Raw genomic sequence first — 18422 nt, 5'->3', positions numbered from 1 at the left:
GGCTCAGCTCTCCTTCGTCTGGCGCCGGTGCAGCAGCGACGGCATGTGGGAGCCGCGGGCCGGCCGCGTGCCGTGCTCGCCGTCCGGGGCGGTGCGGTGGCGTCCGCCGTCGTGCCGGGACGGACGCAGGAGGTCGTCGAACAGGGCGCGGGCCTCGACCATGGCCTCACGCATCTCCTCGGTGCCGGCGCCACCGTCCGCCGCGCCGTTCGCGTGCGCCTGTGCCACCCGGTGCACGCGCCGGTAGCCGTCGACGTGGTGGGCGTGGTGCACGGACAGGGCGGCGAGCTGCTCCTCGTAGTGGCCGCCGTCGGGGAAGCCCCGGGCGCCGGCGAGATCGGCGAGCAGCCGGTCGGCCTCGGCGAGCGCGTCCCGCGGTGACTCGACGAACCGCTCCTGCGCGGCCGTCCAGCGCGCCTCGAACCGCTGCCGCTCGGCGGGCTCCAACTCCCGCTCGTGCAGGGAACCGTGGCGTTCCACGCGGTCGGCGAGCTCCCGCTCGGCCGCCTTGGTGTCTCCGTCGTGGCGCGCGACGGCCCGGTCGTACTCGGGCCCGAAGCGCCGCTTGAGGCTCGTGCCGTGCCGCGGGCCGCGAGCGCGCAGGGTGACGACGGCCGCGACGGCCACGAGGACGGCAACAATCACGATCAACGCAATGATCAGTCCAGTGGACATGTATGCCTTCCGGGTTCTCGTCCCAACCGGCACTCCTCGCGAGCCGGTTCGCGAAAACGGGTAGCCCGGAACCGGGGCCACAAACAGAATGCGGGCATGACCTGGACCGTCGCCCCGGAACCGTACGACTCCCCGATCGCCGCCGCGCTCTGGCGGGCCTACTACACGGAGGTCAGCGACCGCTGGTACCTGCTGCACGAGGGGCGCCGCACCGATCCGGCGGAGCTGGAGCGCGAGATCGCCGCGAGCACGGGGGCCGAACTCGCGCCGCCGAGCGGTCTGCTGCTGGTCGCGCGGTACGCGGGCGAACCGGCCGGCAGCGCCGGGATCCGGCTGACGGCCGACGGCACGACCGCCGAGCTGACCCGGGTGTTCCTGTACGAGCGGATGCGCGGCCGGGGCGGTGCGGCGCTGCTGGTGGGAGCGGCCGAGGACGCGGCGCGGGCCCGCGGCGCCACCCGGATGATCCTCGACACCCGCGGCGACCTGGTCGAGGCGCGCGCCCTGTACGCCCGGCTCGGCTACACGGAGACGGAGCCGCACAACGCCGATCCGTACGCCGAGCACTGGTTCGCCAAGGCGCTCGGCTGACCTGCCTCACCCCACGCGCGTCGCCGGGCGCTCGCCGTGCGGGCGCTCGCCCCGCGAGCCGCACAGCTCACCGGACAGCTCGTGCACCAGCTGCACCAGATCGGTGGGCCGGTCCGGCCCCCACCAGTCGCCGAGCAGCTCGGCCAGGGACTCCTCCCGGGCCTGCGCCAGCCGTTCGGCGACCTGACGCCCCTCGTCGGTCAGGACCAGGTCGAGCCCCTGCCGCGCCGCCAGATGCCGCACCTCGACCTGGCGGGCGGCCTCCATCACGACGTTCAGCGGGATGGTGCTGCGTTCGGCCAGCACCGCCGGTTCCACCGAGCCGTACCTGCGGATCCGCAGCAGCAGCCAGCTCGCCGCGGGCAGCAGGTCGTAGCCCGCGCGTGCGGTGATCGTCCGGTAGATCTCGCGGCGCCCCTCGCGGGTGCCGAGCAGCGACAGCGCGCGGCACACCTCGTCGTACGACGACCGCTCGACGGGGTTGCTGGCGAGCGTCTCGGTGACGTCGGGGGCGGTGACCGAGGCGCGCAGCCGGTCCTCCTTGAGGAACCAGGCCAGCACGAAACCGGCGAGGGCGACGGGGACGGCGTACAGGAAGACGTCGGTGATGGCGGTGGCGTAGGCGTGGACGGCGTCCGGGCGCAGCGCGGCGGGCAGGGCGTCGATGCCGCGCGGGTCGGCCTCGAGCGCGCGGGGGGAGACGCCGGGCGGGAGCTGGACGCCGCGGAAGGCGGCGGCGAGCTCGTCGCCGAGCCGGTTCGCGAAGATGGTGCCGAAGATGGCGACGCCGAACGAGGCGCCGATGGAGCGGAAGAACGTCGCGCCGGAGGTGGCGACGCCGAGGTCCTGGTAGGAGACGGCGTTCTGCACGATCAGCACCAGGACCTGCATCACCAGGCCGAGACCGAGGCCGAAGACGAAGAAGAAGGCGCTCATCTCGCCGGTGGGGCTGTTCTCGTCGAGCTGGTGGAGCAGCAGCAGGCCGAGGGTGGTGACGGCGGTGCCCGCGATCGGGAACACCTTCCAGCGGCCGGTGCGGCTGACGACCTGCCCGGAGCCGGTGGAGGCGATCAGCATGCCGGCCACCATGGGCAGCATGTGCACGCCGGACATGGTCGGGGTGACGCCCTGGACGACCTGGAGGAAGGTCGGCAGATAGGTCATCGCGCCGAACATCGCGAAGCCGACGATGAAGCTGATCACTGCGGACAGCGTGAAGGTGCGGATCCGGAACAGCTTCAGCGGCAGCACCGGTTCGGCGGCCCGCCGCTCCACCGCGACGAAGGCGACGGCGAGGACGGCGCCCAGCACCGCGAGCCCGACGATCTGCACGGAACCCCAGGCCCAGGTGGTGCCGCCGAGGGAGGCGACCAGCACCAGGCAGGTGGCGACGGCCGCGATGAGGGAGGTGCCGAGGTAGTCGATGACGTGCTTGGTCGCCCGGCGCGGGATGTGCAGCACGGTGGCGATCACGGCGAGCGCGACGATGCCGACGGGCAGGTTGATGTAGAACACCCAGCGCCAGCTCAGATGCTCGGTGAACAGCCCGCCGAGCAGCGGCCCGAGCACACTGGTCGCGCCGAACACCGCGCCGAACAGGCCCTGGTACCGCCCGCGTTCACGCGGCGGCACGAGATCCCCGACGATCGCCATCGACAGCACGATCAGCCCGCCGCCGCCCAGCCCCTGCAGTGCCCGGAACGCGATCAGCTGGGACATGTCCTGCGCCGCCCCGCACAGCGCCGAGCCGATCAGGAAGATCACGATGGCCGTCTGGAACAGCCGCTTGCGCCCGTACTGGTCGCCGAGCTTGCCCCACAGCGGTGTCGCGGCGGTCGAGGCCAGCAGATACGCGGTGACGACCCAGGACAGGTGCTCCAGGCCGCCCAGTTCGCTGACGATGGTGGGCAGCGCGGTGGACACGATGGTCTGGTCGAGGGCGGCGAGCAGCAGACCGAGCAGCAGGGCGCCGATGGAGACGAGCACGTTGCCGGACACCTGCTCCCGGTCGTCGGCGTCCTGCACGGCCGGCGGCCCGGCGCCGGGTGAGGGCTGCGCGTCGCTCACCTTCCTCGTCCCGCCGTGCGCGTCGTCGGCCATGAAGACCTCCACAGATTCGCGATTCCCTCCTCCATCGTGATCGGTGTGACCCGTTATGGCCTGTTGAGTCCTGCCGGAAGTTCGTATTCCGGGGGCGTGCGACCGATGGTGTGGAGAAGATCTGCATAATCTCTGGAGTTCGCGAGGGGAGGGACGACGCGTGGAGATGCCCGAGGGGAACCCGTGCCCGGAGTGCGGCACGCCCAGAAACAGCGACAACACCCCTTCGTGTACGTGCACGGCCCGCGCGGCCGACGCTCTCCGCGACGCCCGCACGGCCGAGGCGGCCGCGGCCGAGGACTTCGATCCGCTACGGATACGGCCGTACGTCGAGCTGGACGGCAGCCCGGCGCCCGATACGCCGGACGGCGCACAGAGGGACGACACCCCGGCGGACGCGACCATGCCCCTGCGTGCCGTCCCGCCGGAGACCTCCGTACTGCCCACGCCGCTCGCCCCGCCGACCAGCCGGCCGAACGCGGACGACCTCGACCTCTTCGAGGCCACGCCCCCGAGCGGAGAGGCCCGCCCCGCCGCGGACGACGACACGCTCACGACGCCCCCGCGCCGGCTGCGCCGTACGGCGCTGCTCGGGGCCGCGGGAGCCGTCGTGGCGGTGATCGGCGCAGCCGGCTGGGCGAGCGGCCTGTTCTCCTACGAGACCCCGTCCCGGGACAAGGCCCTGCCGGACGAGGTCAGGGCGAGCGTCCCGGACGTCACACCGACCGAGCCGTCGCCGGCCCCGAGCACCAGCGCGCCCTCGGCCTCCCCGTCGACGTCCCCGTCCGCCTCGGCGTCACCGAGCACGAGCGCATCGGCATCCCCGTCCCCGTCCGCCTCCAGCGCGACCCCGACCCCGTCGAAGACGACCGAGCCCGCCGGCCCGACGACCAGCGCCCCCGCGGAATCCGCCGAGGACGCGGACGACGGCGAACGCACGGCCCCGGCCCCGGTCCTCCGCCGCGGCGACCGCGGCGACGAGGTGACCGAACTCCAGCTGCGCCTACGCCAGCTCTACCTCTACAACGACGACATCAACGGCTACTTCAACCGCCGGGTCGAGGACGCCCTGAAGAACTACCAGTGGTCCCGGGGCATCCGGGAGGAGCTGGGCGTGTACGGCCCCCAGACCCGGGCCATGCTGGAGTCGGAGACCAGGGAGCCTTAAAGGAACGCCCGGACCGGCGCGCCCCTCAGGGGCGTGGGGCTGTATCGCTATGCGGCTCCGCCGCGCGGGCGCGACCAGCCACATCAGACCCGCACCCGGCAGCGGTCCTCAGACGCCCCCCACAGTCTCCGCACTCACTCCCCGATGCAGAGCCGAACGGTCCCGTCCCCCACGGCCTCCACCCGCACCTGCGTCAGATCCCGCACGACCACATCCGGCCCGTACGCCCCGGCCCGAGGCCCGACACCGACCACCCGCATCCCCGCGGAGCGCCCCGCCGCGATCCCCGCCCCGGAGTCCTCGAACACCACGCACTCGGCCGGATCGACACCCAGCTCGGCCGCCCCCTTCAAGAACCCCTCGGGATCCGGCTTGCTCGCCCCCACGGACTCCGCGGTCACCCGCACCGCGGGCATCTCCAGCCCCGCCGCGGCCATCCGCGCAGTGGACAGCGCGACATCGGCCGACGTCACCAACGCATGCGGCACCTGCAACCCCACCAGCGACGCGAGAAACTCCCGCGCCCCCGGAATCTCGACAACGCCCTCCGTGTCGGCGGTCTCCTCGGCCAGCATCCGCGCGTTGTCCGCGTAGTTCTGCTCCATGGGCCGGTCCGGCAGCAGCAGCGCCATCGAGGCGTATCCCTGCCGCCCGTGCACGACCTTCATCACCTCGTCCCCGTCGAGCCCGTTCCGCTCGGCCCAGCGCCGCCAGACGCGTTCGACCGCGGCATCGGAGTTGACGAGGGTGCCGTCCATGTCCAGCAGGAGGGCTCGGGCGGTGAGTACGGCGGTGGCCGACATCGGCAGCAACTCCCAAACGCGTAGGTGGAGGAACGCGACGGCGCTCCCCCGGAGGGACAAGGCGGCCCCGCCCGCCGGTCAGGGAAAACGGGCGGGAGCCACTTTGTTCATCCACGGTACAAAACGATCCGGTCCCGGCGCCACCGGCTTCGCCAACCGTTCACGCAGGCTTCCGCCGACCGACGGCCGGCCCCTCCGCGGAGCGCACGTCACCCGGCGATCGCCTCCCACAGGCTCCACACCCCGAGCCCCAGCATCAGCAGCGCCGCGATCTGCGTGATCAGCCGCAGCGGAACCCGCTTCATCAGCGCCTTCCCGCCGACGATGCCCAGCCCGGCCACCGCCCACAGCGCCAGCACCGCGCCGAGGCCCACCGAGAGCGGGTCGTCGTACCTGGCGGCGAGGTTCGCCGTCATGATCTGCGTCAGATCACCGAACTCGGCGACGAGGATCAGCATGAACCCCGCCCCGGAGACCTTCCAGAAGCTCTGGTTCTCCGGCTTGCGCACCTCCCCCTCGTCCTCGTCCTTCTTCAGCAGCAGCATCGCCGCACCGGCCAGGAACAGCACACCGGTGAGCGCGTGCACGATCTGCTGCGGCAGCAGCGTCAGCACGCTTCCGGCGGCCACCGCGAGGGCGACGTGCAGCGCGAAGGCGGCGGCGACACCGGCGAAGACGTAGGAGGCGCGGTAGCGGGTGCCGAGGACGAGTCCGGCGAGCGCGGTCTTGTCGGGCAGTTCGGCGAGGAAGACGACGCCGAAGACGACGGCCGTCACGGTCAGGCTGATCAACGGTTCCTCAATCGGTCGGGGCTGCCCCACCGAGAGTGCTGTGCGGTCATGACGCGGACACCTCGGCACGGCAGCACACTCGGTGCCCCTGCCGTACGGCACGGGCGTGCACTGCTTGCCGAAGGTCTCGCTGGCCGACCCCGGTCCTGCCGAGGTCCGCCTCCGGGCGCCGGCTCAGGCGAGCTGAGCAGTATGTCGACGGTCCGGCGAAGAGCTACTCCCCTTCTGCGCCCTCCATGGTACGCGAGGCCCGCGCCGGCCCCCGCGCGAGAAATTTCACAGCTGAACCACACCTGAACCATGGACGTGTCATGAACGCGTCACTAGCTTCTTACCGGACACACCCCTCCCCGTCATGCGGCGTGGCGAGCATTCCCCTGCTCGCACCTCAACGCCCCCACCTCACAAGGGAGTTCGCATGCCGAAGTTCTACGCGCGTCGACGCCTGAGCATACTCGCGGCGCTCACCGGACTCATAGCCTCCGTCGGGCTGTTCAACGGCCCGACCGCCTCCGCCGCTCTCCCCACCCCGGTCAGCGCCACCACCGCCCGCAGCTATCTCGCCAGCCTCACCGTGGCCACCGAGGACCGCACCGGCTACAACCGCGACCTCTTCCCGCACTGGACCACCGTCAGCGGCACCTGCAACACCCGCGAGACCGTCCTCAAGCGCGACGGCTCGGGCGTCGTCACCGACTCCTCCTGCGCCGCCACCAGCGGCAGCTGGTACTCCCCCTACGACGGCGCCACCTGGTACGCCGCCTCCGACGTCGACATCGACCACCTGGTGCCGTTGGCCGAGGCCTGGGACTCCGGTGCCGACTCCTGGACCACCTCCCGCCGCCAGTCCTTCGCCAACGACCTGACCCGCCCGCAGCTGATCGCAGTCACCGACAACGTCAACCAGGCCAAGGGCGACCAGGACCCGGCCACCTGGATGCCGTCGCGCTCGGCGTACCGCTGCATCTACGTCCGCGCCTGGGTGCAGGTGAAGTACTACTACGGCCTGTCCGTCGACTCCGCCGAGAAGTCCGCCCTGCAGAGCCACCTCGCGAGCTGCTGACCGCGGGGCGCGCGAAACGGCTCGTCGCCGGGATCTCCCCGTCGGCCTCCGTCGCTGCGTACCGTACGCAGCGACGGAGGAAGGGGTCACCATGGCCGACTTGCGCCTCGGACCGCTGCTGAGGTACATCGACGGTTCGTCCGCGACCGTCTGGATCGAGACGAGCCGCCCGGGCACCGCCGAGGTGCGCTGCGCCGACGGCAGCGGCGGCAGCGCCACGACCTTCCAGGTCGCCGGTCACCACTACGCGCTCGTCCCGGTGACCGGCCTGACCCCGGGCACGGCCACGCCGTACGAGGTGTTCGTCGACGACACCCGGGTGTGGCCGCTGCCCGAGGAGCCGTTTCCGTCCCTGCCGCCCTCGGTCATCGCCACACCGGGCCCCGGCGACGGTGCGCGCATCGCCTTCGGATCCTGCCGCTGGGCCTCCCCGCCCGCCGGCGAGCCCGACCCCGTCGGCCCCGACGCGCTCGACGCCCTGGCCGCGCGCATCGCCGCCGACCCGGGCGGCGAACGGCCCGACGTGCTGCTGCTCCTCGGTGACCAGGTGTACGCCGACGAGACCTCCGACGCCACGCGCGCCTGGCTCGCCGCCCGCCGCGACCTGAGCGACCCGCCGGGCGACCAGGTGGCGGACTACGAGGAGTACACCCACCTCTACTACGAGTCCTGGCTCGACCCGCACGTGCGCTGGCTGCTGTCCACCGTCCCCACGTGCATGATCTTCGACGACCACGACGTGATCGACGACTGGAACACCTCCGAGTCCTGGGTCGAGGACATGCGCGCCACCTCCTGGTGGCGGGAGCGGGTGCTCAGCGGGCTGATGTCCTACTGGGTGCACCAGCACGTGGGCAACCTCTCCCCCGCCGAGCTGGCCGCCGACCCGGTGTTCACGGCCGTGCGCGAGAACCGCGACGGCACCGACGCGCTGCGCGCCTTCGCCTCCGCCGCCGAGGCGGACGCCGCCACCGTGCGCTGGAGCTACCGGCGCGACTTCGGCCGGGTGCGGCTGCTGATGGTGGACAGCCGCGCGGCCCGCGTCCTGGAGGAGGGCAAGCGCTCGATGCTCGACCCGGGCGAGTGGGAGTGGCTGCGCACGCAGGCACGCGAGGGCCGCGGCTCCTACGACCACCTCCTCGTCGGCACGTCCCTGCCCTGGCTGCTTCCGCACCTCGTGCACGACGTCGAGGCGTGGAGCTCCGTGCTGTGCCACGGCGCCAAGGGCCCGCGCTGGGCGCGGCTGGGCGAGAAACTGCGGCGGGCGGCGGACCTGGAGCACTGGTCGGCCTTCCCGGAGTCCTTCGCCGACCTGGCGGAGCTGATCGCCGAGACCGGTGCGGGCCCGGACGCGCCGGCGACGGTGTGCGTGCTGTCCGGCGACGTCCACCACGCGTATGTCGCCGAGCCGCGCTGGCCCGGGGGCCGCGAGCCGCAGGCGCGGGTGGTGCAGCTGACCTGTTCGCCCGTCCACAACTCCATTCCGCTGTCGATACGGCTCGGCTTCCGCTTCGGCTGGAGCGCCCCCGCGCGTCTGCTGGGCCGCCTCTTCGCCCGGCACGGCGACTGCGGACGGCCCCCGGTCAAGTGGCGCAAGACGGGCGGACCTTGGTTCGGCAATCAGCTCATGACACTGACGACGCGGGGGCGTTCGGCGGTGCTGCGCCTGGAGCACGCGGAAAAGACGGGGGACGCGAAGGCGCGGCTGAGGACCGTGCGGGAAACGGAGTTGAGCCGCTGACGACAGCGACGGGTGTGCGTTCGGTCACAGCACTGAACACGGGGAGGGGGTCATGGCCGTACTGAAGGGGTGTCCAGGCCGGGACGGATCCGGCCGTGGCAGGAACCTGCACGTGGCGAATCTTGAACTTGCAAGTAAAGGTTAGGTCCCCCTAACGTGGGCGGGACTCCGGTGTTCCCCCGGACCGGCCACCCGGGCCGGCCTGACCGAAGGAGACCCCCCACATGACCGAACGCCTCAACAGCGCGCAGCCCTACGCCCTCGGGCTGTTCCGCATAGTGGTCGGCCTGCTGTTCGCCTGCCACGGCGCCGTCGCCCTGTTCGGCGCGCTCGACGGTGTGGACGGCAACGGCGGCACCGTCGAGACCGGGGCCTGGCCCAACTGGTACGCCGCCGTCATCGAGTTGGTCGGCGGCACGCTCGTGCTGCTCGGCCTCGGCACCCGCGCCGCCGCGTTCATCTCGTCCGGGGCGATGGCCTACGCGTACTTCAAGGTCCACCAGCCCGAGGGGCTGTGGCCGATCGAGAACAACGGCGAGGGCGCGGCGATGTACTGCTGGGCCATGTTCCTGCTGATCTTCACGGGCTCCGGCGCCTTCGGCCTGGACCGCCTGCTCGCCCGCCGCACGTCGGCGCAGGAGGAGCGGCGGACGGACAACTCGCCCGTCGCCGCCTGATTCCGGGGCGTACCCCGCCCTCGTGACAGGACTCCGATGACCGGGCGCTGAACTTTCGGCACCCGACGCGCGAACCCCCCGTGACCCTTCTGTCACCCGCCACGCGTACGCTGTATGGCTGTCATCGGCCACTCCTGCCCCTTCTGCCGCTCCCCCGCGACAGGCCGGCACGGTCTGGCCCACGGGGGAGCCATGGGGAGTTCGGGTGGAGAGTTTCGGGTCGCTGATCGGCAGCCCATGGATCTACGCGGTGGTGGCCCTCTCGGTTCTGCTCGACGTGTTCCTGCCCGTACTGCCCAGCGGCGTCCTGGTGATCACCGCGGCCACGGCTGCTGCCGCGGGCACCGCGACCGACGTGCCGGACATCCTGGTCCTCACACTGTGCGCCGCCACGGCCTCGGTCCTGGGCGATCTCGTCGCCTACCGCCTCGCCTGGCGCGGCGGCGCCCGGCTGGACCGGGCGATAGCCCGCTCCCGGCGCCTGACCGGTGCGCAGGAACGTCTCGGCGCCGCACTGGCCCGGGGCGGCGGCGCGCTCGTCGTGCTCGCCCGCTTCGCCCCCGCCGGCCGCTCGGTCGTCTCCCTCGGCGCGGGCGCCGCCCACCGCCGCGCCCGCGACTTCCTGCCCTGGTCCGCCCTCGCGGGCCTGACCTGGGCCGCGTACAGCGTGGCCCTCGGCTACTTCGGCGCCCACTGGCTGGGCGCGACCTGGCTCGCGACGGCGGTGTCGGTGGGCGCGCTGTTCGGGGCGGGCGCGGGGGCGGCGTTCCTGATGCGCAGGCGCCCACGGACGTCCGAGGCGTCGTAGCCACGGGGAAGGCCGGGCGGGGGACTGCCCCGGCCCGCCCGCGCGGGGCCGGCTAGCCCGCCTGCCGGGCGGGGGCGCCGCGCACCTCCAGGCCGTCCAGGAGTTCGGCGGTGGCTTCGGCGATCGCGTCCACGGCCCGGTCGAACACCTCGCGGTTGTGGGCGGCCGGCGCCCGGAAGCCGGACACCTTCCTCACGAACTGCAGCGCGGCGGCACGGATCTCCTCCTCCGTGGCCTCCTCGGGCAACGCGGGCGGACGCAGGGTCTTGATACTCCGGCACATGCCCCCAGTCTGGCCCCTGACGGCCGCCCGATCCACGATCGGGTGAACCCCGGACCGGACCCCCGAGTAACTCGCCACCCAAAATCGAACAGGCGTATCATTGGGCTGTGGCTGCGACCTATGACTTTCCGAGTGACCTCCTCGCCGGTCAGGAGGAACTGCATCAGGTCCGGGCCGAGCTGTCGGCCCTGCTGAAGCGACTCCCCTGGTCGGTCGAACCCCTCGACGGCTTCAGCGACGAGGGCGGCTGGCGCAAGATCGAGCGCCCCGCCTCGCCCGGCTGGACCGAGGACGAACAGGCCGAGGTGGACAAGCTCCGCCGCCGCGAGCACGAACTCGCGGTGTTCGTCAGCACCCACCGCTACTGGGCCGAACTCACCGGCGCAGACCGGGTGCACGCCCGCTCCCAGTTGAAGCACGCCCACGAGGACACGGCGGACGCGGCACAGGACGGGCCGTAGCGGACGCGGCACAGGACGGGCCGTAGCGGACGCGGCACAGGACGGGCCGTAACAGCGGAAGGCCCCTTACGTGCTCACGTAGGGGGCCTTCGGCCGGTGTGGGCGCGGACGGTTTCGAACCGCCGACATCCTGCTTGTAAGGCAGGCGCTCTACCCCTGAGCTACGCACCCGGGCCCGGACTTCGTGTGCCCAGGACGAGTCGACAGCCTACCTTGCCCGGGGCACGGTCCGGCAAACCCGTATCGGGGGGCCGCGTCCGGCTCTCCCTGGGGTTATCCCCACCCCGGATCCGGGAGCGGCCCGGATCCTCCGCCGGGCCCCGGATCCGTACGGTCGAAGAGCGCTGGAAGGCGCCCGTCGTCCGCCCCAGGGGGAGATTCGTCATGGCCCGCACGAGCCGCACGTCCCGTACCGCCGCAAGCCGCCGCACCACCGCAAGCCGCCGCACCGCCGGCCTCACCCACGGCACCGGCGCCGCCCGGCTGGCACTCGCCGGGGTCTCCGTGCTGCTGATCGCGGGCGTCACCGCCTGCGGGGCCTCGGCCGCGGACGACAAGGACCCCGACCGCCGGGCGTTCGGCCTTCAGGGCCGCACCCTCACCGTCGACTCCGACGACTCCGCACTCGACATCGTCGCCGCCGACGATCAGGAGCCGGGGAAGGTCGAGGTCACCCGCTGGTTCCAGGGCACCGTCGCCGTCGGCGAGGACCCCGAGGTCACCTGGTCCATGAAGGACGACCGGCTGACGCTGCGGGTGAACTGCTCCGGCATCGTGGCCGACTGCTCCGCCAAGCACCGCATCGAGGTGCCCCGCGGCATCGCCGTGAAGGTCGAGGACGGCGACGGCAGCGTACGGGCGCGGGGCTTCCGCGACGCGCTCAGCATCCGTACGACGGACGGGTCCGTCCATGTCACGGACACCTCCGGGCCCCTGGAGCTGCGCACCGGCGACGGTTCGGTGCGCGCGGAGGTCTCCTCCCGCACGGTGCGCGCACAGACCGGCGACGGCTCGGTCCGCCTCGAACTCGGCGCCGTGCCCGACCTGGTGGACTCCCGCACCGGTGACGGCTCCCTGACCATCGAGCTGCCCCGCGCCGCCTACCGCGTGGACACCGACACCGGTGACGGCGCCGAGCAGGTGTCCGTGCCGCGCGACGACTCCAGCTCCCACGAGGTCACCGCCCGCACCGGCGACGGCAAACTCACCGTCCGTACGGCGAACTGACCGACCCGTGTGTTCGTCTTGTACCGGTGGGAGAATGACACCGGGCAGGGCGAACGACAGTACGGGAGAGGGATGTGACGGCGACACCAGCGCAGCCGTACTCGCCGTCGACGCCGCGCGTGCGCCGCACGCGCGGACTTGTTCCGCCTCCAGCCGTGCGCGACGTCCTCACGCTGATGGCGCTGCCGCTCCTCGCCGCGCTGGCGCTGCCGGCCGCGTTCGCCGGCGGCGGCACCCGGCGCTGGTTCGGCGGGCGGGCCGAGAACCAGCGGGCCGAGGCCCAGGCCGCCAAGGACGCCGCGGCGGCCGCGTTCTACGAGCTCGACACCGCCCAGCGCGACCTGCGCATCTCCATCGAGACGATCAACGCGGTCGACGACTCCCCCGCCGCCCGCCGCGCCGTCGCCGACTTCGAGGCGCTCGGCCGGCGCATCGACGAGGCCAGCCACCGCTACATCAGCGCCGTCGACGCCCACGACCTCGACCACGACGACCTCGACGCCTCGGCCGCCTCCCGGGCCCGCGGCGAGCTGACCGCCGCCAAGGACGAGCTCGCCCGGGCGAAGCAGGACCTGGACCGTTTCGCCGAGGGGCTCGGCCCCCTCCTCGGCAAGGCGGAGACCCAGCTGGCCCGGCTGGCGCCCGCCGTCGAACGCGCCCGGCAGGCGCTGCTCGCCGCCTCCAACGCCCTCGACACCGCCCGCGGCGCCGGGCTGAAGGCCGACGACCTCGCCGCCCGGCTCGCCGCCCTCTCCCCGGAACTGACCAAGCTGAACCAGGGCGCCGGCCAGCACGGCGTACCGCAGACCCTGGAGCGGGCCGAACGCGTCACCCGCGAGGCCGAAGCGGTCCGGGTGGAGGCCGAGCGGCTGCCGGAGCGGGCCGCCGAGATCGACCACCGGCTGGTCTCCCTGCGCACCCGCGCCCAGGCTCTCACCACCCGCTCCGAGCAGGTCGAGCCGATCCTCAGCGAGCTGCGCCGCCGCTTCACGGTGGCCTGCTGGCAGGACCTCCAGCGCGTCCCCGGCGTCGCCGGCGAGAACGTCCGCCAGGCCGAGATCAAGCTCGCCGAGGCCCGTACCGCACGGGACGAACAGCGCTGGGCGGACGCCACCGCCCTGCTGTCGACCGTGCGGGCGCTGCTGAACACCACCGACGAGGCCGTGTCCGCCGCCGGAGACCGCCTGCGCCGGCTGAACGCCGTGCAGAAGGACCCCGACCAGGAGATCGAGCGCACCCGCTTCGCCATCCGCGACGCCCAGCGCCTCGCCATGGCCGGCCGCAACACCCCCGACCCGCGCCACGCCCGCCCCCTGGACGCCGCCGTGGCCCGGCTGGAACAGGCCGTCGCCGGTCTGGAGGGCCGACACCCCGACTACTGGCACTTCCTTACCGAGACGGAAGCGGTGCGCGCCACCGTGGCCCAGGTGGTCGCCCAGATCCGCGAGGAACGCGGCGCCGGCGCCCACTGACGGCGTTAACCTTTGCCCATGCCTCGCTACGAGTACCGCTGCCGGACCTGCGGCGACACCTTCGAACTGAGCCGCCCCATGGCCGAGTCCTCAGCCCCCGCGTCCTGCCCCGCGGGCCACGACGACACGGTCAAACTCCTCTCCACGGTCGCCGTCGGCGGCACCACCTCGGCCCCCTCCCCGGCCCCGTCCGCGGGCGGCGGAGGCGGCTGCTGCGGCGGAGGCTGCTGCGGCTGACGCCCGGCCTCAGGTTCTCTTCAGCTCCGGTTCCCTAGCGTCGGCGGTATGACAGCGAACGCGCAGACCGGGCCGGCATGGGTCAACGACATGATGGACGCCCTCGGCGCCCCCGGCGCCGGGCTCGCCATCGCGCTGGAGAACCTCTTCCCGCCGCTCCCCAGCGAGGTGATCCTGCCGCTGGCGGGCTTCGCCGCGAGCAGCGGGCGGATGGGCTTGCTCTCCGTGCTGCTGTGGACCACGGCCGGCTCGGTGACCGGTGCGCTCGCGCTGTACGGCGTGGGCGCACTGCTCGGCCGCGACCGCACGGTCGCCCTCGCCGCGCGCCTGCCGCTGGTCAAGGCGGCGGACATCGAACGCACGGAGGCGTGGTTCCTGCGCCACGGCACGAAGGCGGTGTTCTTCGGCCGCATGATCCCGGTCTTCCGCTCCCTGATCTCGGTACCGGCGGGCGTGGAACGCATGCGGCTCCCGCTCTTCGTCGGGCTGACGACGCTGGGCAGCGCGCTCTGGAACACGGCCTTCGTCCTGGCGGGCTATCTGCTGGGCGGCAACTGGCACGAGGTGACGACGATCGTGTCGGCCTACTCGAAGGTGGTCCTCGCGGTCGCGGCGCTGGCGGTCCTGACGTTCGTCATCCTGCGCGCGATCCGCCGCCCGGGCACGGGCCGCCGCAGGCGAACACCTGACACCCGCGCAGCTGCGGGCAGTCGTGCACCTGACACCAGCGTAGCTGCGGGCAGTCATGCCGCTGGGGCGATGGGGGTCCCCCCGCTCGAGCGAAGCCGAGAGTGGGGGAGGGCGGGCGCAGCGGCACCCCGCCGGCGCGGGTGAGCGTCACCCACCCCCGGCCCGCAGCAACGTCAGCGCGGTGCTCCCACCCTGTGCAGGAACTCCCGCAGGATCCGCTCCCCCGCCAGCACCCCCCTCTCAGGCAGCGCCTTGACCATCGGCGCCGACCAGTTCGCGTCGGCCAGCTCCCCATGCCCCGGCCGCCACGACTGATCCGCCGCCAGCAGAAGATCCGCGTCGAGGAGCGAGTCCCCCGCGGCCAACGTGAGCTCCGCACCCGTACGCCGGGCCACCTCCCGCATCGCCGCGCTCTTGGTCAGCGGCACCGGCACGGCGTAGATCTTCCGCCCCTGGAGGGAGACCGTCCAGCCCCGGTTCTCCGCCCACACCGCCAGCTCCTTCACCCACTCCTCCGGCAGCAGCTCACGCTCGACGACGAGGTAGGCGAAGAGGTCGTCGGCGACACGCTGCTTGCGCACCCACACCGGATCCGCGGTCCGCAGCAGATGCTCCTGCACCTCGGCCAGCGGCGCGCACTCGTCGGCCAGACGGGCGAGAACACGGGCGTGCCAGTCCCGGTCGGTCTCCCCGTCCACCAGCAGATGCCCACCGTTGGCACAGATCGCGAACTCCGGCGGCGGCCCGGGGAGGTTGATCCGCTGGTACTGCTTGCGGGTCCGGGTCGTCGTCGGGACGAACACGGCCGCGTCCCCGAGTTCGGTGAGGAGCCCGGCCGCCGTCTCCGTCATGTAGGACAGCGGCTTGCTCTCGTGGACCTCCACGCACAGCAGCCGGGGTGCCCGCGCGTCCGGCATGGTCAGGGCGAGCGCGGCGGCGGAGTAGATCAGCGTGCGGTCGAGGTCGCTGGCGACGAGGACGGTCATCAGAGGGTCACCGCCTTGCCGTCGGCACCGGTCGCGCCCCGCGTGTAGCGGGGGTGGATCAATCCGACGCAGGTGTACGGCAGTTCGGCTACCTCCTCCACGGGCACGCCCCGCTGTTCGGCCAGCAGTCGCACATGGTCGAGGTCGCTGCCCGCCCCCGCCCTGGCCAGTACCTTCCAGGGAACCCTGCGCAGCAGGACCCGGGTGGTCTCGCCGACGCCCGGTTTGACGAGGTTGACGTCGTGGATGCCGTACTCCTCGCTGATGCGTTCCACCGCCGCCCAGCCCTCCCACGTGGGAGTGCGGTCGGCGGCGAGCAGCTCCTTCGCCTGGGCGCAGGCGGCGTCCGTGACCTCCGGGAAGCGGGCGGAGACGGCGTCCAGGAAACCCACCGAGACGTCTGAGGAGGCGAGTTCACGGTAGAACTTCGCGCCGTGGAAGTCGTTCGGACCGACCAGGTCGGCGCGCAGCACGGTGCGTGAGATCAGGCCGGAGACGGTCGAGTTGAGGCAGGCGGAGGGAATGAGGAAGTCCTCGCGCGTGCCGTACGTGCGCACACACGAGCCGGGGTCGGCCAGCACCGCGATCTCCGGATCGAAGCCGGTGACGCCGTGCGCCTTCTCGAACGCCTCGACGGCCTGGGCGAGTTCGCGGGTGATGGCGCCCTTGCCGGTCCAGCCGTCGACGAAGACGACGTCCCGGGGGTCGTGGTGCTCGGCCAGCCAGCGCAGCGCGTTGGCGTCGATGCCCCGGCCGCGGACGATGGAGACGGCGTAGTGGGGCAGGTCGAGCTCGTGCCGGTACTGGGCCCAGCGGCGCATCAGGATGCCGACCGGGGTGCCCGCGCGGGCCAGGGAGACGAGGACGGGGCGGGGGGACCGTTCGGCGAGGACCGTCTCGGTGACGACGCCCACCGCGTGGGCGATACGGGCCGCCGAGGCCTCCAGGGCCGCGTGGTACAGCTGCTGGTACTGCTCGGTCGGCTGGTACTCCACGGGCAGCGACTCCGCGTAGTGTGCGCCGCCGCTCTGGATGGCCTCCTCACGCTCCTCGGTGGGCGCCTCCAGCGTCACGTCCGAGAGGTCCTGCAGCAGCCAGCCCACCTCCTCCGGGGCGTACGAGGAGAAGGCGGGGCCGCGGAGGGGCTCGGGCAGCATGGTGGCGGGCCTTTCGGGGGCAGCCGGGACCGGCTCGGGGACGTACGACGGTACGACCGCGAGGAGGACCTGCGGGGTGTGCTCGGCGAGGCGGTCCAGAAGGCCGCCGGGCGCGTGCAGTTCGGGTGTGTCGGCGGCGGAGTCGACGACCGCGACGACGGCGTCGAAGCCGGCGCCGGCGACGTTGTAGGCGTAGCGCTCACCGGGGCCGTCGGCGGGGTCGTCGTGGGCGGGGAAGGCGAGGCGGGTGCGTATCGCGTAACCCGGGTCGTCGACGGCGAGGACGGGTGAGCGGGTGGTGGTGGAGAAGCGTGTCTCTGCCGAGGGGCGCAGCTCTTCCAGTTGGCCGGCGAGCCGGAGGGGGGCGTACATCAGCTCCTCGAAGCCGAGGACGAGGACGCGGCGGGCGTCGGCGGGGAGGGCGGCGGCGATCCGGGCCGCCATGTCGGGGAGGGCGGATTCGAGGCGGGCACGGTGGGCGGGGGTGAAGCCGTGCCGGCCGCCGTCGGGGAGGCCGGGGGGCCAGCGCAGATCGATGGGGGTGATGCGGGGGTGTGGCGACTGCGGCCCGGTGGGGGCTGATCGCGCCCACGCGGCGGTAGCCGCAGATTCAGCAGAGCCCCGCGCACCTTGAGGGTGTTGACGACAACCCCCTAGGGGCGCGGGGAACCGCGCGACCGGCCACGACGCACCCGCAGCCGACGACGAACCCCTCGCGGCACCCTCTTCCTCGTGCCGCGTCACCAACGCCTGCCCCTTCTCCAGCACCCCCTCCGGCAGCCGCACCGTCCCCGAAGCCGCCGCCACGAGATCCACCCTGGCGCCGATCTCCCTGGCGACGTCCTCCAGGCGCTGCGCGTCCGCCGCCGACCGCATGTCCACCAGCGCCACCACGACGTACCACCGCCGCGGATACCGCTCATGAAGATCGCGCACGGTGTTCAGCACCGTGTTGCCCGTGGAGAACTCGTCGTCGACCAGGACCAGCGGCCCCTCACCGGCCAGCAGCGCGGGGTCCTCCGGGAGCAGCAGGTGGGACGTCGCGTGGGAGTGGGACTCCTCGAAGCCGCCCGCCGGGGCGACGCCGGGCACGGGGCGGCGGGTGGAGTGCAGGTAGGGGGCGACGGCCAGGCCGTCGGCGACCGAGTGGCCGAGGCCGGTCGCGGTCTCCGCGTAGCCGAGGACCACGGCCCGGTGCGCCTCGTCGCCCAGCAGTTCGCGCACCCGGCGGCCGAGGCGGACGCCGTAGCCGTACACCACGGACGGCGACTGGGGCACGTGCTTGCCGAGGACGTTGGACACCAGCAGGTGCGCCCGCTTGGGGTTGCGGCGCAGCGCCAGCCCCAGCAGCCCGGTCAGGTTCTCGTCCCCGACCAGCTCGACTCCGAGCCGCTCGGCGACCCAGCTGCCGGACCAGACGTCGTCAGCCCGCGTTTCCCGACGCACCCCGCGGTGCACCCCCTCGTTCACAGTGCTTTCCCGGCCTTCTCTG

The 18422-nt window shown here is 72.8% G+C and carries 18 protein-coding genes and 1 tRNA gene; 11 read left to right on the top strand and 8 right to left on the bottom strand.

Annotated elements, in window-relative coordinates:
- Nucleotides 1-3: 3 nt before the first annotated feature.
- Nucleotides 4-675, bottom strand: coding sequence for a hypothetical protein (locus AB0412_RS01610; RefSeq protein ID WP_366400413.1), 672 nt, complete (start codon nt 673-675; stop codon nt 4-6).
- Nucleotides 676-771: 96 nt separating this feature from the next.
- Here AB0412_RS01610 and AB0412_RS01605 point away from each other — a divergent pair, with 96 nt between their 5' ends.
- Nucleotides 772-1266: a GNAT family N-acetyltransferase gene (locus tag AB0412_RS01605; RefSeq protein WP_366400412.1), complete on the top strand. Its 495-nt coding sequence runs from the start codon at nt 772-774 to the stop codon at nt 1264-1266.
- Nucleotides 1267-1272: 6 nt separating this feature from the next.
- Here the strand turns inward: AB0412_RS01605 and AB0412_RS01600 are convergent, their stop codons facing one another.
- Nucleotides 1273-3366 (bottom strand): MFS transporter, encoded by a 2094-nt coding sequence (locus tag AB0412_RS01600; protein WP_366400411.1) that lies wholly within the window; start codon nt 3364-3366, stop codon nt 1273-1275.
- Nucleotides 3367-3532: 166 nt separating this feature from the next.
- Between AB0412_RS01600 and AB0412_RS01595 the strand changes: the two genes are divergently transcribed.
- On the top strand, nt 3533-4534 hold the full coding sequence (locus AB0412_RS01595; RefSeq protein WP_366400802.1) for a peptidoglycan-binding protein: 1002 nt from the start codon (nt 3533-3535) through the stop codon (nt 4532-4534).
- Nucleotides 4535-4668: 134 nt separating this feature from the next.
- Here AB0412_RS01595 and AB0412_RS01590 read toward each other — a convergent pair whose 3' ends face one another.
- Nucleotides 4669-5337, bottom strand: coding sequence for an HAD family hydrolase (locus tag AB0412_RS01590; protein ID WP_366400410.1), 669 nt, complete (start codon nt 5335-5337; stop codon nt 4669-4671).
- Between the two features lie 209 nt (nt 5338-5546).
- The gene (locus AB0412_RS01585) at nt 5547-6128 is read right to left on the bottom strand and encodes a TMEM165/GDT1 family protein (RefSeq protein WP_366400409.1); all 582 of its coding nucleotides are present in this window, start codon (nt 6126-6128) and stop codon (nt 5547-5549) included.
- Between the two features lie 418 nt (nt 6129-6546).
- On the opposite strand from AB0412_RS01585, the gene AB0412_RS01580 reads away from it, so the two are divergent.
- The 4 genes from AB0412_RS01580 to AB0412_RS01565 all read left to right on the top strand — a co-directional run bounded on the left by AB0412_RS01580 (nt 6547) and on the right by AB0412_RS01565 (nt 10417).
- On the top strand, nt 6547-7191 hold the full coding sequence (locus tag AB0412_RS01580; RefSeq protein ID WP_366400408.1) for an HNH endonuclease family protein: 645 nt from the start codon (nt 6547-6549) through the stop codon (nt 7189-7191).
- 91 nt (nt 7192-7282) lie between these two features.
- Complete coding sequence (locus tag AB0412_RS01575; protein ID WP_366400407.1) at nt 7283-8932, top strand: alkaline phosphatase D family protein; 1650 nt, start codon at nt 7283-7285, stop codon at nt 8930-8932.
- Between the two features lie 224 nt (nt 8933-9156).
- On the top strand, nt 9157-9609 hold the full coding sequence (locus AB0412_RS01570; protein WP_366400406.1) for a DoxX family protein: 453 nt from the start codon (nt 9157-9159) through the stop codon (nt 9607-9609).
- Nucleotides 9610-9814: 205 nt separating this feature from the next.
- Nucleotides 9815-10417 (top strand): VTT domain-containing protein, encoded by a 603-nt coding sequence (locus AB0412_RS01565; RefSeq protein ID WP_366400405.1) that lies wholly within the window; start codon nt 9815-9817, stop codon nt 10415-10417.
- A 52-nt stretch (nt 10418-10469) separates the two neighbouring features.
- On the opposite strand, the gene AB0412_RS01560 is transcribed toward AB0412_RS01565, so the two are convergent.
- Nucleotides 10470-10700, bottom strand: coding sequence for a DUF2277 domain-containing protein (locus AB0412_RS01560; RefSeq protein WP_366400404.1), 231 nt, complete (start codon nt 10698-10700; stop codon nt 10470-10472).
- Nucleotides 10701-10807: 107 nt separating this feature from the next.
- Here AB0412_RS01560 and AB0412_RS01555 point away from each other — a divergent pair, with 107 nt between their 5' ends.
- Nucleotides 10808-11161, top strand: coding sequence for a hypothetical protein (locus AB0412_RS01555; protein WP_366400403.1), 354 nt, complete (start codon nt 10808-10810; stop codon nt 11159-11161).
- 99 nt (nt 11162-11260) lie between these two features.
- Here the strand turns inward: AB0412_RS01555 and AB0412_RS01550 are convergent.
- Nucleotides 11261-11332, bottom strand: a tRNA-Val gene (locus tag AB0412_RS01550).
- A 213-nt stretch (nt 11333-11545) separates the two neighbouring features.
- Here AB0412_RS01550 and AB0412_RS01545 point away from each other — a divergent pair.
- From AB0412_RS01545 to AB0412_RS01530, 4 genes are all read left to right on the top strand, one after another.
- On the top strand, nt 11546-12388 hold the full coding sequence (locus tag AB0412_RS01545; protein WP_366400402.1) for a DUF4097 family beta strand repeat-containing protein: 843 nt from the start codon (nt 11546-11548) through the stop codon (nt 12386-12388).
- Nucleotides 12389-12564: 176 nt separating this feature from the next.
- Nucleotides 12565-13860, top strand: coding sequence for a hypothetical protein (locus AB0412_RS01540; RefSeq protein WP_366400801.1), 1296 nt, complete (start codon nt 12565-12567; stop codon nt 13858-13860).
- An 18-nt stretch (nt 13861-13878) separates the two neighbouring features.
- A complete protein-coding gene (locus AB0412_RS01535) occupies nt 13879-14097 on the top strand; it encodes a zinc ribbon domain-containing protein (protein ID WP_366400401.1) in 219 nt (72 codons plus the stop codon).
- 48 nt (nt 14098-14145) lie between these two features.
- A complete protein-coding gene (locus AB0412_RS01530) occupies nt 14146-14931 on the top strand; it encodes a DedA family protein (protein WP_366400400.1) in 786 nt (261 codons plus the stop codon).
- A 29-nt stretch (nt 14932-14960) separates the two neighbouring features.
- Here AB0412_RS01530 and AB0412_RS01525 read toward each other — a convergent pair whose 3' ends face one another.
- Both AB0412_RS01525 and AB0412_RS01520 read right to left on the bottom strand, forming a co-directional pair.
- Nucleotides 14961-15773 (bottom strand): HAD family hydrolase, encoded by an 813-nt coding sequence (locus AB0412_RS01525; protein WP_366400399.1) that lies wholly within the window; start codon nt 15771-15773, stop codon nt 14961-14963.
- Nucleotides 15773-18376 (bottom strand): phosphoribosyltransferase, encoded by a 2604-nt coding sequence (locus AB0412_RS01520; protein WP_366400398.1) that lies wholly within the window; start codon nt 18374-18376, stop codon nt 15773-15775. The genes AB0412_RS01525 and AB0412_RS01520 overlap by 1 nt, the downstream gene beginning before the upstream one ends.
- Between the last annotated feature and the right edge of the window lie 46 nt (nt 18377-18422).

Origin of the sequence: Streptomyces sp. NPDC052012 (assembly GCF_040689265.1) — a bacterium.
In the GTDB taxonomy this organism is placed as follows: domain Bacteria; phylum Actinomycetota; class Actinomycetes; order Streptomycetales; family Streptomycetaceae; genus Streptomyces.
This window is presented reverse-complemented; position numbering and strand designations above follow the sequence as displayed.